This window comes from Brevibacterium luteolum (assembly GCF_013004595.1).
GTDB classification, from domain to species: domain Bacteria; phylum Actinomycetota; class Actinomycetes; order Actinomycetales; family Brevibacteriaceae; genus Brevibacterium; species Brevibacterium luteolum.
In genome coordinates this window covers 194,028-209,002 of sequence record NZ_JABEMC010000004.1, presented here as the reverse complement: position 1 = coordinate 209,002, position 14,975 = coordinate 194,028, and the positions used below count along the sequence as shown (strand labels likewise).

At 67.9% G+C, this 14,975-nt stretch carries 14 protein-coding genes; all 14 read left to right on the top strand.

Annotated elements, in window-relative coordinates:
* Position 1: 1 nt before the first annotated feature.
* Positions 2-1,453, top strand: a complete 1,452-nt coding sequence (locus HLA91_RS08380; RefSeq protein ID WP_170274301.1) for a UDP-N-acetylmuramoyl-tripeptide--D-alanyl-D-alanine ligase — start codon at positions 2-4, stop codon at positions 1,451-1,453.
* Positions 1,450-2,541: a phospho-N-acetylmuramoyl-pentapeptide-transferase gene (gene mraY / locus HLA91_RS08375; RefSeq protein ID WP_170274300.1), complete on the top strand. Its 1,092-nt coding sequence runs from the start codon at positions 1,450-1,452 to the stop codon at positions 2,539-2,541. Before HLA91_RS08380 ends, mraY begins: the two co-directional genes overlap by 4 nt.
* The gene (murD, locus tag HLA91_RS08370) at positions 2,531-4,183 is read left to right on the top strand and encodes a UDP-N-acetylmuramoyl-L-alanine--D-glutamate ligase (RefSeq protein ID WP_338076726.1); all 1,653 of its coding nucleotides are present in this window, start codon (positions 2,531-2,533) and stop codon (positions 4,181-4,183) included. Before mraY ends, murD begins: the two co-directional genes overlap by 11 nt.
* 1 nt (position 4,184) lies before the next feature.
* Positions 4,185-5,483 carry a putative lipid II flippase FtsW gene (gene ftsW / locus HLA91_RS08365; RefSeq protein WP_170274299.1) on the top strand — a complete coding sequence of 433 codons (1,299 nt, stop codon included), beginning with the start codon at positions 4,185-4,187 and terminating at the stop codon, positions 5,481-5,483.
* Positions 5,480-6,649 carry a UDP-N-acetylglucosamine--N-acetylmuramyl-(pentapeptide) pyrophosphoryl-undecaprenol N-acetylglucosamine transferase gene (locus HLA91_RS08360; RefSeq protein ID WP_170274298.1) on the top strand — a complete coding sequence of 390 codons (1,170 nt, stop codon included), beginning with the start codon at positions 5,480-5,482 and terminating at the stop codon, positions 6,647-6,649. Before ftsW ends, HLA91_RS08360 begins: the two co-directional genes overlap by 4 nt.
* Before the next feature lie 3 nt (positions 6,650-6,652).
* Positions 6,653-8,065 carry a UDP-N-acetylmuramate--L-alanine ligase gene (gene murC / locus HLA91_RS08355; protein ID WP_170274297.1) on the top strand — a complete coding sequence of 471 codons (1,413 nt, stop codon included), beginning with the start codon at positions 6,653-6,655 and terminating at the stop codon, positions 8,063-8,065.
* Positions 8,066-8,075: 10 nt separating this feature from the next.
* Positions 8,076-8,831, top strand: coding sequence for a cell division protein FtsQ/DivIB (locus HLA91_RS08350; RefSeq protein WP_170274296.1), 756 nt, complete (start codon positions 8,076-8,078; stop codon positions 8,829-8,831).
* 159 nt (positions 8,832-8,990) lie between these two features.
* The gene (ftsZ, locus tag HLA91_RS08345; RefSeq protein WP_170274295.1) at positions 8,991-10,277 is read left to right on the top strand and encodes a cell division protein FtsZ; all 1,287 of its coding nucleotides are present in this window, start codon (positions 8,991-8,993) and stop codon (positions 10,275-10,277) included.
* Between the two features lie 15 nt (positions 10,278-10,292).
* The gene (gene pgeF, locus HLA91_RS08340) at positions 10,293-11,057 is read left to right on the top strand and encodes a peptidoglycan editing factor PgeF (RefSeq protein WP_170274294.1); all 765 of its coding nucleotides are present in this window, start codon (positions 10,293-10,295) and stop codon (positions 11,055-11,057) included.
* Between the two features lie 128 nt (positions 11,058-11,185).
* Positions 11,186-11,692 (top strand): cell division protein SepF, encoded by a 507-nt coding sequence (locus HLA91_RS08335; protein ID WP_165882731.1) that lies wholly within the window; start codon positions 11,186-11,188, stop codon positions 11,690-11,692.
* Positions 11,693-11,793: 101 nt separating this feature from the next.
* Positions 11,794-12,093 carry a YggT family protein gene (locus HLA91_RS08330; RefSeq protein WP_165882732.1) on the top strand — a complete coding sequence of 100 codons (300 nt, stop codon included), beginning with the start codon at positions 11,794-11,796 and terminating at the stop codon, positions 12,091-12,093.
* A gap of 264 nt (positions 12,094-12,357) precedes the next feature.
* Entirely contained in the window at positions 12,358-13,224 is an 867-nt protein-coding gene (locus tag HLA91_RS08325) for a DivIVA domain-containing protein (protein ID WP_170274293.1), read from the top strand.
* A 148-nt stretch (positions 13,225-13,372) separates the two neighbouring features.
* The gene (lspA, locus tag HLA91_RS08320; RefSeq protein ID WP_243743507.1) at positions 13,373-13,927 is read left to right on the top strand and encodes a signal peptidase II; all 555 of its coding nucleotides are present in this window, start codon (positions 13,373-13,375) and stop codon (positions 13,925-13,927) included.
* Positions 13,924-14,853: an RluA family pseudouridine synthase gene (locus HLA91_RS08315; protein WP_170274292.1), complete on the top strand. Its 930-nt coding sequence runs from the start codon at positions 13,924-13,926 to the stop codon at positions 14,851-14,853. Before lspA ends, HLA91_RS08315 begins: the two co-directional genes overlap by 4 nt.
* Positions 14,854-14,975: the final 122 nt, after the last annotated feature.

Genomic DNA, 14,975 nt, shown 5'->3' with positions numbered 1-14,975 from the left:
TATGAAGAGTTTTTCTGCAGGAGAAGTCGCCGCTGCCCTCAAGGGCAGCCTGTACGGCGTATCTGAAGACACGATGCTCACCGGCGGGGTCGTCACCGATTCCCGCGATGTCAGCCCCGGCGACATCTACGTCGCCCGGCGCGGTGAGCAGACCGACGGGATCACCTTCGCCCCGGCAGCCGTCGAAGCCGGGGCCGTGCTCGTCATCGCCGAGGCGGTGCCCGCCGTCGACGGTGAGCACCTGCCGACACTGCACGTCGCCGACGCCACCGCAGCGCTCGGCCAGCTCGCCTCCCTCAACGTCGCCGCGCTGCGCGAATCCGGCGAACTCACCGTCATCGCCATCACCGGCTCAGCAGGAAAAACCACCGTCAAGGATCTGACGTCTGACCTGCTGCTGTCGGTGGGGGAGACCGTGTGGCCGCCGAACTCCTACAACAACGAAGTCGGGGTGCCGCTGACCGCACTGCGGGCAGACGAATCGACCCGGTTCCTTGTCCTGGAGATGGGCGCACGCACGATCGGCAACCTCGCCTACCTCACCTCCCTCATCCGCCCCGACATCGCCGTCGAGCTCAACGTCGGCAGCGCCCACTCTGGCGTGTTCGGCTCCGTGGAGAACACCGCACGGGCCAAGTCTGAGCTCGTCGAATCGCTCACCAGCGGCGGCTGGGCCGTCCTCAACGCCGATGACGCCAGGGTGCGCGCGATGCACGATGTGCTCGCTCCCGGCGTCAACACCCTGTGGTTCTCCTCGAACCCCGGCTCCGAGGGCGCACCGGTCGTGCGCGCCGGCGACATCGAATCACACGCCTCGGGCCGGACGTCGTTTCAGCTGCAGCTGCCCGACGAGGAGCCCCAGCCGGTCGAACTCGCCCTGCTCGGTGAGCACCACGTCGACAATGCCCTCGCCGCAGCCGCCGTCGCCCACCTGTGCGGTGTCGAATCGCGGACCATCGCAACGACCCTGGGCACCTCCGGTGCTGCTAGCCGGTGGCGGATGGAGCTCATCGACTCGCCCAGCGGCGTGACCGTGCTCAACGACGCCTACAACGCCAACCCCGACTCCATGGCCGCAGCGCTCAAGACGCTGGCGGCGATGGGCCGCGGCGACGACGAGACTCCGCCCAGGCGGACCGTCGCCGTGCTCGGAGAGATGCTCGAACTCGGCGAGGACTCCGTCACCGCCCACGACACCGTCGGCCGGCAGGCTGTGCGGCTCAACATCAACCGCACGATCGCCGTCGGCGAAGGCGCCCGCCCGATCTATCAGGCAGCCCACCTCGAAGGCTCCTGGGGTAGCGAGGCCGCCTGGGTGGCCACCGTCGCCGAGGCCCGCGACCTGCTCAACGCCGAGCTGCAGCCCGGCGACATCGTGCTGTTCAAGTCCTCACGCGATGCCGGACTGCGCTACCTCGGCGATGAGATCGCCGGAATCTCGGGGGCCCAATGATCGCAGTCGTGCTCGCCGCGTGCCTGAGCCTGTTGTTCACGCTCGTCGGCACCCCGGTCTACATCCGCCAGCTCGTCCGCCGCGGCTACGGCCAGTTCATCCGCGACGACGGACCCGAATCACACGCCACCAAACGCGGCACCCCGACGATGGGCGGCGTCGTCATCGTCTCGGCGACGATCGCCTCCTATCTCATCGCCCATCTCGTTACCGGCTCCTGGCCGACGGTCTCGGGACTGCTCGTGCTGTGGCTGGCCGCCGGGCTCGGCGCGATCGGCTTCCTCGACGACTACATCAAGGTCTCCAAACAGCGGTCCCTGGGCCTGCGCCCGCGCGGCAAGATCATCGGCCAGGGCTTCGTCGGCATCACCTTCGCGATCCTCGCGCTCAACTTCCCCAACCGCTACGGCGTGACCCCGGCGTCCTCGGCGATCTCCTTCATCCGCGACACCAGTGTCGACCTCGCCTTCGCCGGCGTCATCTTCGGCACAGTGCTGTTCATCGTGTGGGCCAACCTCATCATCACCGCCGTGTCCAACGCCGTGAACCTCACAGACGGCCTCGACGGCCTGGCAGCCGGCGCCTCAGCCGTCGTGTTCCTCGGCTACGTCATGATCAACACCTGGCAGTCGACGCAGAACTGCTCGCTCATGTCCCAAGCCCGCGCCGGCTGCTACGAGGTCCGCGACCCCCGCGACCTCACCATTGTCGCGGCGGCCCTGGCTGCAGCCTGCATCGGCTTCCTGTGGTGGAACACCTCACCGGCGAAGATCTTCATGGGCGACACCGGCTCGCTGGCGATCGGCGGTGCGATCGGCGGCCTGGCGATCATGTCGCGCACCGAACTGCTGCTCGTCGTCATGGGCGGCCTGTTCGTCATCATCACCCTCAGCGTTATCATCCAGGTCGCCTCCTACAAGCTCACCGGCAAACGCGTCTTCCGCATGGCACCGCTGCAGCACCACTTCGAGCTCAAGGGCTGGGGCGAGGTGACGATCGTCGTGCGCTTCTGGATCATCGCCGTGCTCTTCGTCGTCGGCGCGATCGCACTCTTCTACGCCGAATGGGTGTCCAACCTTGCCCGCTGACAGCCACGGCAGCCCGGACAACCCGCTGGCCGGGATGACCTTCTCACCCCCGCCGGCCGCCGAGCTGCCCCTGCACCCCGAGGGCTGGGAGCCGGTCGACTACCCGCACGCCGAGAACATCCCGGCAGCCCTGCACGGACCGACCCAAAGCCTGCACGGACTCACCATCGTCGTCACCGGCCTGGGAGTCTCCGGCTTCCCGACGGCCGTCCACCTGGCCGAACGCCACGCCGACGTCATTGTCGTCGACAGCGATGCCGAACGCGACCTCAGCGAATGGGAGACGATCCTCTCCGTCTTCGACGTCGACATCCGGCGCGGACCCGAACACGTCACCGACCTGCCGACCAGCGCAGCCGGTGCGGCCCCCGACCTCGTCGTCACCTCACCGGGCTGGCGGCCGGACCACCCGATCTTCACGGCCGCCCACGCCCGCGGCATCCCCGTCATCGGCGAAGTCGAACTCGCCTGGCGGGTGCGCGGCCACAACACCGCACCCTGGCTCGTCGTCACCGGCACCAACGGCAAGACCACGACGACCTCGATGCTCGCCTCGATGCTCACCGCCGCCGGCCTGCACGCCAAAGCCTGCGGCAACATCGGCCAGCCGCTCATCGAGGCTGTCCTCGACCCCGCCGCCGAGGTGCTGGCCATCGAACTGTCGAGCTTCCAGCTGCACTGGCAGTACTCGATGAGCGCGCACGCCGCCGCCGTGCTCAACCTGGCAGCAGACCACGTCGACTGGCACGGCAGCTACGCCGACTACTGCGCCGACAAGGCCCGCGCCTACACCAATGTCGCCGCCTCCTGCGTCTACAACGTCGACGACCCGGCCACCCGCCGGCTCGTCGAGGACGCCGAGGTCATCGCAGGCGCCCGGGCCATCGGTTTCACCTCCGGCATGCCGGCACCCGGCGAGTTCGGCGTCGTCGACGGGGTGCTCGTCGACCGCGCCTACCTGCACAACCGGCAGTCCACAGCCGCCGAACTCGGCTCCCTCGACGACGTCGCCATCGCCGCCGGCAACCCCGGGACCCCGGCCGCACCCCACCAGATCGCCAATGCACTGGCCGCAGCAGCGCTGGCCCGCAGCATCGACATCCCACCGGCGGCCGTGCGCGAGGGCCTGCGCACCCACCAGCCGGCCGATCACCGGATGGCCGTCGTCGCCGAGGCCGGGGGAGTGCGCTGGATCAACGACTCCAAGGCCACCAACCCGCATGCAGCCGACGCCGCACTGGCCGCTGCCGAATCGATCGTGTGGATCGCCGGCGGCCTGACGAAGGGCGCCGACCTCACTGAGCTCATCAGCACCCACGCCCACCGGCTGCGCGGTGTCGTGCTCATCGGCACCGACCCCGACCCCTACACGCAGGTGCTTGCCGAGCACGCACCTGCGGTGCCGCTCGTGCGCGTCGACCCGGCCACCGGCGCAGGCGAGGCGACCGGCACCTCGGGCCCGGCCGATGAGACCCGGCGGGGCGAGGCGATCATGCGCGCTGCCGTCGCCGCTGCCGCCGACCTGGCCGCAGACGGCGACACCGTGCTGCTCGCCCCGGCAGCAGCGAGCATGGACCAGTTCCTCAACTACGGCACCCGCGGCACGCTGTTCGCCTCAGCCGTGCAGGATCAGGTGAGCTGAGATGGCCTCGCTGCGACACGATGCCGAGACCCGGCGGACGCGCGCGGCTGACTTCTCGCGCGAGACCGGCGTGATGGCCAGCCTGCGCCGGCTGCTGAATCTGCCGGTCACGAGCTACTACCTTGTGTTCATCTCCGTGCTCTCACTCATCGGCTTCGGCCTCATCATGGTGCTCTCGGCCTCCTCGATCACCGCCTACCGGGCCGGTGAGGGCTCCTCGTTCTCCGTGTTCAACCGGCAGGGCATCTACGCCCTCATCGGCGTGACGGTGATGATCGCGTTGTCCTACGCACCGGTGGCCTGGTTCAAGAAGGCCGCACCGATCATCTTCATCAGCGCGCTCGCGCTGCAGACCCTGCCGCTGGTTCCCGGGCTCGGCCACGAGGTGCAGGGCAACGCCGGCTGGATCAAGATCGGCGGCTTCCAGGGCCAGCCCGCCGAATTCACCAAAGTCGCCCTGGCGATCTGGCTGGCGACGTTCTTCGCCCACAAGGCCGCTAAGCTCACCTCCCTCAAAGAGCTCATGCCCGCCATCATCGGACTCGTCGCAGTCCTCGGGCTCGTGCTCGCCGGACGCGACCTCGGCACCGCCCTCATCGTCATGGCCACCGCACTGGGCACCGTGTTCGTCGCCGGACTGCCGTGGCGCTACCTCATCACCGCCTTCCTCGGCATCGCCGCCGTCGTCACCCTCCTCGTGATCACGAGTGCCAACCGCATGGCCCGCATCCGCGCGATGTTCGTCGGCCACGAGAACGAGGCGATGGACCCACTCGGCCAGCACTGGCAGTCCAACCACGGACTATTCGCCCTGGCCTCCGGCGGCTGGTTCGGCGTGGGACTCGGCGCCTCCAGGGAGAAGTGGCTGTGGCTGCCCGAGGCGCACAACGACTTCATCTTCGCGATCATCGGCGAAGAGCTCGGCCTGCTCGGTTCCGTGGCAGTGCTGCTGCTGTTCTCCGTGCTCGGCTACGGCCTCATCCGCATCGTGCTGCGCACCGACGACCGGATGATCCAGGCCGCCACCGCCGGGATCTTCATGTGGCTCATCGGCCAGGCACTCGTCAACATCGGCGTCGTCTCCGGGGTGCTGCCGGTCATCGGCGTGCCGCTGCCCTTCGTCTCCTACGGCGGCTCCGCACTGCTGGCCACCTGCATCGCCGCCGGGGTCGTGCTCGCCTTCGCGCGCGCCGAATCCGGGGCGCAGGAGGCGATGCGCGCCCAGAACGCCCGGGTGCGCGAATCCCTGGCCGTGCTCGCCTCCTCACCGCTGCGCCTACGGAAGAAGAAGAGGACATGACCCGACCCCTGACAGCCCTGTTCGCCGGCGGCGGCACCACCGGCCACGTCGCCCCGATGCTCGCCATCGCCGAGGACCTGAGATTCCAGGACCCGGAAGCTGAGATCATCATGCTCGGCACGCCCGCCGGCCTGGAGACCCGCCTCGTACCCGAAGCCGGCTTCGAACTCGTCACCATCGACAAGGTGCCCGCCCCGCGCAGCATCGACACCGACCTGCTGCGCTTCCCCGGGCGGCTGGCCGGCACCGTGCGCAAGGTCCGCCGGCTCATCCGCGACCGCCACGTCGACATCGTCGTCGGAGTCGGCGGCTACGTCTGCCCGCCGGCCTACCTGGCTGCCAAACTCGCGAAGATCCCGGTCATCATCCACGAAGCCAACGCCCGGCCGGGACTGGCCAACCGCCTCGGCGCCGGCTTCACGCCTGCGGCCAACATCGGCTACACCTTCTCCGGCACCCCGCTCAAGGGCAGCCAGGTCGGCATGCCGATCCGCTCTCAGATCGAACTCGTCGACTACACCGACCCCGCCCAGCGGGCCGCCGCACGCCAGCATCTCGGTCTGCGCGAAGACCTGCCGACCCTCGTGGTGACCGGCGGATCGTCCGGCGCCCAGCGGCTCAACGAAGCCTTCGCCGGAGCGATCGAGAACATCGCGGCAGCAGCCGTGCAGATCCTCCACATCACCGGCGCCGGCAAGGCCGCAGACGTCGCCCAAGCAGCCGCCTCGGTCCCGGACTACCACGTCGTCGAATACGTCGACGGGATGCACAACGCCTATCTGGCCGCCGACCTGCTCATAGCCCGCTCCGGTGCCGGGACCGTCGCCGAGGTGTCGATCACCGGAGTGCCGACGGTGTTCGTGCCGCTGGCGATCGGCAACGGCGAGCAGCGCCTCAACGCCGCGGGCCTTGTCGAATCCGGCGCGGCACTCATGATCGACAACGCCGACTTCGACACGGGCGCGGTCACCGGCACGATCCTGCCGCTGCTGACCGACCCGGCGCGCCTGCAGGCGATGAGCGAAACCGCCCTGGCCGCCGACTTCCCGATGGCAGCCGCCCGCACGATGGTGCATAAGATGTATGCGGCCCTCGGCCGGGAGCATCCGCACCGGCCGTACCCGCCGGAACTGCTCAACCGCAAAGAACGCACAAAGGACGACTGACAGATGGCAGCAGCCCCTGACACGCCGATCATCCCGGCCGCTGAACTCGGCCGCGTCCACTTCATCGGCATCGGCGGCGCCGGCATGTCCGGCATCGCCCGGATCATGCTCATGCGCGGCATGACCGTCACCGGCTCCGATGCGAAGGACTCCTCGGTCGTTGCAGCCCTGCGCGCCCTCGGCGCGGAGATCGCGATCGGCCAGCGGGCAGAGAACATCGCCGACGTCGACACCGTCGTCGTCTCCTCAGCCATCCGCCAGGACAACCCCGAACTGGCCGCCGCCCGCGACAAGGGCCTGCGCATCATCCACCGCTCAGCGGCACTCGCAGGCCTCATGCACGCACGCACGACTGTCGCCATCGCCGGCACTCACGGCAAGACGACGACGACATCGATGACGACGGTCGCCCTGCAGGCCGGCGGCGGGGACCCGTCGTTCGTCATCGGGGGAGTGCTCACCGCCTCGGGCACCAACGCCCACGACGGCAGCGGCGAGGCGTTCATCGCCGAAGCCGACGAATCCGACGGCTCCTTCCTGCTCTACGAACCGGCCGTCGCCGTCATCACAAACGCCGAGGCCGACCACCTCGACCACTACGGCGACTGGGCTGGTGTGCGCCAGGCCTTCGTCGACTTCGCCAGCCACGTGCGCAGCCGCGGCGGTGTGCTCATCGCCTGCGCCGACGACGCCGGATCCCGCGAGATCGCAGCCCAAGCCGCCGCTGAGGGCACCACCGTCGTCACCTACGGATTCGCCGAGACCGCCGATGTGCCGATCACCGACCTGCGCCCCGGCGAGGTCGGCACCGCCTTCACCGTCACCCTCGACGGCCGTGACCTCGACGTCGAACTTCAGCAGCCCGGCGCCTACAACGCCGCCAACGCCACCGCCGCACTCTGCGTCGTCCACCACCTCGGCGGCGACCTCGATGCCGCTGTTGCGGGCCTGGCCGGATTCGGCGGCACTCGCCGGCGCTTCGAGCTGCGCGGCACCGCCCACGGTGTGCGCGTCTACGACGACTACGCCCACCACCCGACCGAGGTCAGCGCGGTGCTCACCGCCGCCCGCTCGGTCGTGGCGCCCGGCGGGCGGGTGCACGCGATCTTCCAGCCGCACCTGTTCAGCCGCACCCAGAACTTCAAGCAGGAGTTCGGTCAGGCGCTTGGCATCGCCGATGAGGCGATCGTCCTCGACGTGTTCCCCGCCCGCGAGGACCCGATCCCGGGGGTGACCGGCGCGATCGTCGCCGAGGAGGTCCCGCACGACAACGCCACCTTCCTGCCGGCCTTCTCCGATGCCGTGCCGACCGTCGTCTCCCGCGTCCAGCCCGGCGACATCGTCATCACCATCGGCGCCGGCGATGTCACGATCCTCGGCCCCGAGATCGTCGCCGCACTCGAAACGGCCTGGTGACCGGCAGGCGATGACGCAGACGCACACCGGCAGCACCGAGGCGACCGCGAGCCTGTCCGACCGGCTCGCCGCCCGCCGCCGCGCCCGGCTCACACGCCTCCTCGTCATCGCCGGCAGCGCCGCGGTCATCATCGGGCTGCTGGCCGCCGCCTGGTTCTCCCCGGTGCTGGCGATCACCAGCGTCAAAGCCAAGGCGACGGAGTTCTACACCGCCGAGCAGATCGAAGAAGCGGTGCTGGCCGATTGGTCCGGCACCCCGCTGCCGCAGGCGATGCCCGGTGCAGTCGAGAAGGCCGCCCTCAAGCGTCTGCCGAAGGCCGCCTCGGCGAAGGCCCGCTGGGCCGGCCCGCGCGCTCTGTCCATCACGGTCACCGACCGCACCCCGCTTATCGCCGTGCGCGCAGGCTCCGGCTGGGACCGCGTCGATGCCACCGGCACGACGATCGACACCGTCACCGGCGAACCCGACGGACTGGCCCGCCTCGAACTCACCGCCGGAGCCGACCGCAAGGAGACGATCAGCGCCGCACTGGCACTGCTCGACGAACTGCCTGACGGGGTGCCCGAGCAGATCAGCGTCGTGCGCGCCAGTGATCCGGAGAAGATCGAAATCGACTACAGCCCCGGCGAAGACGCCTCCCCGGTGACGATCCGATTCGGCAGCGCCGAGGACGCCGCCCGCAAATTCGACATCGCCTCCAAGCTCATCGATACCGATGCGCAGACGATCGACGTCTCCGTGCCCGAGGTGCCGGTCACCTCATAAGCTCCCGCCCGGCGCACCGATCGGGCCTGCCGGGGCAGAAGCTTTCGACACACCGCGTGCGAGAGTTGCGCTGAGGGGGAGCGGGTCATAGCGTCGACATGAAGGCAAAATAGGCCCACACGCCCGCATGGGCCCGATGCGTCGAAAGAGGAAACCGACTTGGCTGAATTCCCACAATCCGGAGCGGACATCAAGGTTGCCGGTACCGGCGGCGGCGGTGTCAACGCTGTCCAACGGATGATCGACGTCGGCCTCAAAGGCGTCGAATTCATCGCAATCAACACCGACGCACAAGCGCTGCTCCTTTCCGAAGCTGACCTGAAGCTCGAGATCGGCCGCGACCTCACTCGCGGGCTCGGCGCCGGAGCCGACCCGGAGATCGGGCGCAAGGCCGCAGAGGACTCCGAAGAGGCCATCACCGAAGCGCTCGAAGGCGCCGACATGGTCTTCGTCACCGCTGGCGAAGGCGGCGGCACCGGCACCGGTGCAGCACCTGTCGTCGCCCGCATCGCTCGCGGCCTCGGCGCCCTGACCATCGGTGTCGTCACCCGCCCGTTCACCTTCGAAGGCCGGCGCCGCTCGGCCCAGGCGGAGAAGGGCATCGCCGACCTCCGCGAGGAAGTCGACACCCTCATCGTCATACCGAACGACCGGCTGCTGTCGATCTCGGACCGCAACGTGTCGGTCATCGAGGCCTTCCAGTCCGCTGACGAGGTGCTGCGCTCGGGCGTGCAGGGCATCACCGACCTCATCTCGACGCCGGGCATGATCAACCTCGACTTCGCCGACGTCAAGTCCGTCATGCAGGACGCCGGCACAGCGCTCATGGGCATCGGCTCCGCCGTCGGCGACGACCGTGCCGTGCAGGCAGCCGAGGCCGCAATCGCCTCGCCGCTGCTCGAAGCCAGCATCGAAGGCGCCCACGGCGTGCTGCTGAGCATCCAGGGCGGATCCGACCTCGGCCTGTTCGAGATCAACGAGGCCGCCCGCCTCGTGCAGGAAGCCGCGCACCCGGAAGCCAACATCATCTTCGGCACCGTCATCGACGACAACCTCGGCGACGAATGCCGCATCACCGTCATCGCCGCCGGCTTCGACACGCCGGTCGGCGCTGTGGAGGGCTCGCCGTCGCTGGCAGCCAGCAAGTCGTCGGAGGACCGCCGTTCGGCAGACGCCGGCCGCAGCGAATCCGGCAACCAGCCCGCCGCCGTCGGTGCGGCAGCCGCCGGCGCCGGTGCGGCCGCAGGTGCTGCCGCCAGCGATTCGGGCACCCAGGCTGGCCCATACAGCCTGCGCTCGGAAGACTCTTCGTCGAGCGGATCGGACGATGCCTCGGCTTCGGCCGGTTCCAGCGAGGAATCTGCACCCCCGGTTCCGCGCGAGCTGCCGGATGAGAAGGTCGACAGCTTCGACGACGACCTCGACATCCCCGACTTCCTCAAATAAGACAGGGACGGCCTCGTGCTGCACAGCCGCTTCGTCGTTCCGGGAACTCACCGCGTGGCCCACGCGGCGTTCTCGGACCGATGGGGCGGCTATTCCGTTCCTCCCTACAACTCGCTCAACCTCGGGCGCGGAGTCGGCGACGACGACTCGGCGGTGACAGCCAACCGCAATATGCTCGCCCAGGTGCTGGGCCTGCAGGCCGACCGGCTGAGCTTCACCTCCCAGGTCCACGGCACCGCCGTGCACACCGTCGATCTCGATGACCTCAATTCGTCCGTCTCGCTCGACACCGTCGAAGCGGATGCCCAGGTGACCTCATCGACCCTCCTCGGTCTCGCCGTCCTCGTCGCCGACTGCACTCCGGTGCTGCTGGCCGACCCGGATGCCGGGGTCATCGCCAGCGTCCACGCCGGGCGCAAGGGCATGGCCGCAGGCGTCGTCGGCGCTGCTGTCGAGTCGATGCGTGAGCGTGGGGCGGACAACATCGCTGCGATCATCGGCCCCTCGATCTCCCCGCGACGCTACGAGGTGCCGGTCGAACTGCGCGAGGAGATCGGCGAGATCGAACCGGTCGCCGCCTCGGTCTCGGCCGAGGGCACCCCAGCCATCGACGTCGCCGCCGGAGTGGCCGAGCAGCTGCGCCGGGAAGGCGTGCGGCTTGAGCGCTGGGTCTCGGCCTGCACCTACGACAGCCCCGACCTGTTCTCCTACCGACGCGACGCCGTCACCGGCCGATTCGCAGGTGTCATCTGGATGGAGCCCACCGCACAGCCGCGGTGAGAACTTCACCCGAACTTTCGACACGCCCGCAGCGCTTTCCCGGCCATCACCTGCCAGTGGGGTACGTTCTCACTAAGACCTTTGCATGTCGAACCGCGAAGGACGCCCGCAATCACGAGGAGTCGCCCATGTCCGCTCTCAAGAAGATCGGCAGCTACCTGGGATTCGTCGAGGACTACGACGAGCAGGACCTGCGTCATCAGCCCACCGAACAGCGCCGTACCTATGAGGACGAGTACGACGACTACGCTGACGACGGCCTCGAGGCCGAACCTGAGCCGTTCGAGCCGCCGGCTGCTGCTGTCACCCCGATCCGCCCGTCCGTTCGTCCCGTGGAAAGTGCACCGGCCACCGCCATGCAGCGCATTCAGACGATCCATCCCCGCAGCTACAACGACGCCAAGGCCATCGGCACCGCCTTCCGCGACGGCGTGCCGGTCATCATGAACCTCTCGGCAATGGACGAGGCGAACTCCAAGCGCCTCGTCGACTTCTCCGCCGGCCTCATCTTCGGCCTGCGCGGATCCATCGAGAAGGTCACCAACAATGTGTTCCTCCTCACCCCCGAGTCGATCGAAGTATCGACCGAAGAAGCCGCAGGAGACCATCAGGCCAGCTTCTTCAACCAGAGCTGAGGCGTCTGGCCGCAGCTGCGGCTCCCGGTTCGGCATTAACAGCAACGGCGGACTACGCTTGAATGTAGTCCGCCGTCTGCGTTCCCTCAGGAGAAGCCTTCGTGTCATTGCTGTTTTGGATCATCGGCCAGGCTTTGAGCCTGTACGTCTTCGTGCTCCTGGCGCGGGTCGTCATCGACCTCATCCAGGTGTTCGCACGTGACTGGCGGCCCACCGGCTTCATCCTCGTACTCGCCGAGATCATCTACACGCTCACCGACCCGCCGGTGAAGCTCGTGCGCCGGATCATCCCGCCGCTGCGCCTCGGCCAGATCTCCCTGGACCTGGGCTTCATCCTCGTGTTCATCGCAGTGCAGATCCTCGCCGGTGTGTTCTTCAGCCTCGCAGCCCAGGGAATGTGACATTCCCTTTCACAGTCGTGAAATCAGCCGCCGGTTTGTGAATGCAGGTATTCGCCTCGGGTGAATATGACAGAACTGCAATATCGAGCAGGTGATGGATTCCGCGCCGCGCCCGGGGTAGAGACCCGACTTAAGCACAAGGCGTATTATGATGCGAATCATGGCAAAGCCTGCACGACAAATAAGCTGGCGTTGCTGTACAGTGGCATCGACATCTGTTGTATAACAGTAGAGTAAAGACGATTTCCGATCGAAGGTGGCCTCATGGCGCTTACGCCTCAAGATGTTGTCAATAAGCGGTTCCAGCACGTGAAGTTCCGCGAAGGATACGACCAGGAGGAAGTCGATGACTTCCTCGACGAAGTCGTCCTCGAACTCCGTCGCCTCTACCAGGAGAACGACGAGCTGCGTCAGAAGCTCTCGGCGTGCGAGCAGCGCAACCAGGAGCTGAGCCAGGGACAGGGTGCTGCAGGCACCGAGCAGACCGGCGCCCAGACGATCGGATCGCAGCCGGCCGCCCAGCAGACCGCTGAGGATCCGCAGGCAACCCAGGCGATGCCCGCCGCTGTTTTGGAGCAGGACGTCAAGGAGACCCCTGCCGAGGAGAAGAAGGAGCAGGCCGCCTCGCCGCTGGTCGCCCCGCAGCAGTCGGCAGACGAATCGCGCGAGCAGGCTGAGGAGAAGCCGCAGCAGACCCAGCAGGGCGCTGCCACCAACGGCTTCGGCTCCAACGCCGCTGCAGCCGGAACCGGTGCCGCTGTCGGTGCTGTCGCCGGTGGAGCAGGCGGAGGCGACCAGGACGCCCACGGCCTCATCTCGCTGGCCCAGCGCCTGCACGACGAGCACGTCGCCGAAGGTGAGCGCATCCGCGACAAGCTCATCTCCGAGGCCCGCGCCGAAGCCGACCAGATCGTCAAGGACGCTGAGAAGAAGCGCGACGACACCCTCAGCACCCTGGAGAGCCAAAAGACCAGCCTCGAGCGCGAGATCGACGGACTGCAGAACTTCGAGCGCCAGTACCGCACCCGCCTCAAGAGCTACCTCACCGATCAGCTGCGCGAACTGGAGAACTCCGGATCGCTGGCACCGGAGACCCTCGGCGGCAACCAGCAGCCGGGTCACTCGATCTGAGGCACCTGAGATGACTCACCCACGCTGAGTCACAAGGTCCAGCCGGAACGGCCGGCCGCCATGAGGCGGCCGGCCGTTGCGCGTGTGTGCGAAGCTGCCGGTCATCGGTATGATGGACAGCTGTATCGCCGAACCGAGGAGGACACCCGTGCCGCAGACGAGCAACCGACGTCTGCGCATCGTGCTGTTCGCCATCGCCATCGCCGTGCTCGCCGTCGACCAGCTGACGAAATTCATCGCCGTTCAGACCCTCGAAGGCCGTGAGCGCATCCCGGTCATCGGCGAACTCGCCGGCTTCACGTTCTACCGCAATCCCGGTGCCGCCCTCGGCATGGGAGAGAACACCACCTGGCTGTTCGCTCTCATCGCCATCGGCGTCTTCATCGCCATCCTCGTCGTCAGCCGCAAGCTCGGCTCCCGCGCATGGACGGCCGGCCTGGGAATGCTGCTCGGCGGCCTGACCGGAAACCTCGTCGACCGGCTGTTTCGGCCACCGGGCTTCTTCCACGGCGCCGTCGTCGACTTCATCGACCTGTACTTCTTCGTCTGCAACGTCGCCGACATCGCAATCTCGGCTGCCGCTGTGACCATCGTGCTCACGACCCTGCGCAACATCGGCGTCGACGGCACCGCCGCCGGAGACGACCAGTCATCCGGCGGCGACTACGACACCCCTACAGAGGAGGCGCGAGCGCAGCCATGACCGAGCGATCATTCCTCGTTCCCGAAGGTCTCGAAGGCGAACGGGTCGATGTGGCCCTCAGCCGGCTGCTCGGCCTGTCCCGGTCGGCAGCAGCTGCCATCGCCGCCGATGACGGCGTGCGCGTCAACGACACCGTCGTCGGCAAGTCCGAGCGCCTCATCGCCGGCTCCCGCATCGACGTGCAGATGCCAGCCGAGCCCGAACCGCTGGGCATCGACGCCGAACCGGTGCCGGGCATGAAGATCATCTACGATGACGACGCGTTCGTCGTCATCGACAAGCCGATCGGTGTCGCCGCCCACTCAGCGGCAGGATGGCACGGCCCGACCGCCATCGGCGGTCTCGTCGCCGCCGGATACGACATCGCCACCTCGGGCGCGGCCGAACGCCAGGGCATCGTCCACCGCCTCGACGTCGGCACCTCCGGTGTCATGGTCGTGGCCAAAGGCGAACACGCCTACTCCGTGCTTAAGCGGGCGTTCAAGCAGCGCACCGTCAAGAAGACCTACCACGCGCTCGTCCAGGGACTTCCCGATCCTGTCATCGGCACGATCGAAGCGCCGATCGGACGCAACCTGCGCCGCGACGGGCTCTACGCCGTGCGCACCGACGGCAAACACGCCGTGACCCACTACGAAGTCATCGAAGCGTACCGCTCGGCAACCCTGCTCGAAGTCCAGTTGGAGACCGGCCGCACCCACCAGATCCGCGTCCACATGGCCGCCACCAAGCACCCATGCTGCGGTGACCTGCCCTACGGCGCCGACCCGGTGCTGGCGAAGAAGCTCGGACTCGAACGCCAGTGGCTGCACGCTGTCGAACTCGGGTTCACCCACCCCGAGACAGGGGAGTGGGTCGAGTTCACCAGCGACTATCCGGAAGATCTGCAGACCGCGCTCGACCTGTTGCGCGTCGCCCAGGGGTGAACGAGCGAAACGGGCCCATCTCACAGCCGCGATGTCCGTGACGATCGATAGACTGGTGTGAGTCGCCGGGAGCGGGACATGCCGACTGTGAGAAAGAGGATCCGTGGCTGAGGATTTCGTAC

Excerpts from the sequence above, each read along its gene's own strand:
- HLA91_RS08350 (WP_170274296.1), top strand. The coding sequence starts at position 8,076 with ATGACGCAGACGCACACCGGCAGCACCGAGGCGACCGCGAGCCTGTCC.
- HLA91_RS08380 (WP_170274301.1), top strand. The coding sequence starts at position 2 with ATGAAGAGTTTTTCTGCAGGAGAAGTCGCCGCTGCCCTCAAGGGCAGC.
- HLA91_RS08325 (WP_170274293.1), top strand. The coding sequence starts at position 12,358 with ATGGCGCTTACGCCTCAAGATGTTGTCAATAAGCGGTTCCAGCACGTG.
- HLA91_RS08335 (WP_165882731.1), top strand. The coding sequence starts at position 11,186 with ATGTCCGCTCTCAAGAAGATCGGCAGCTACCTGGGATTCGTCGAGGAC.
- murC (WP_170274297.1), top strand. The coding sequence starts at position 6,653 with ATGGCAGCAGCCCCTGACACGCCGATCATCCCGGCCGCTGAACTCGGC.
- HLA91_RS08315 (WP_170274292.1), top strand. The coding sequence starts at position 13,924 with ATGACCGAGCGATCATTCCTCGTTCCCGAAGGTCTCGAAGGCGAACGG.
- HLA91_RS08360 (WP_170274298.1), top strand. The coding sequence starts at position 5,480 with ATGACCCGACCCCTGACAGCCCTGTTCGCCGGCGGCGGCACCACCGGC.
- mraY (WP_170274300.1), top strand. The coding sequence starts at position 1,450 with ATGATCGCAGTCGTGCTCGCCGCGTGCCTGAGCCTGTTGTTCACGCTC.
- ftsW (WP_170274299.1), top strand. The coding sequence starts at position 4,185 with ATGGCCTCGCTGCGACACGATGCCGAGACCCGGCGGACGCGCGCGGCT.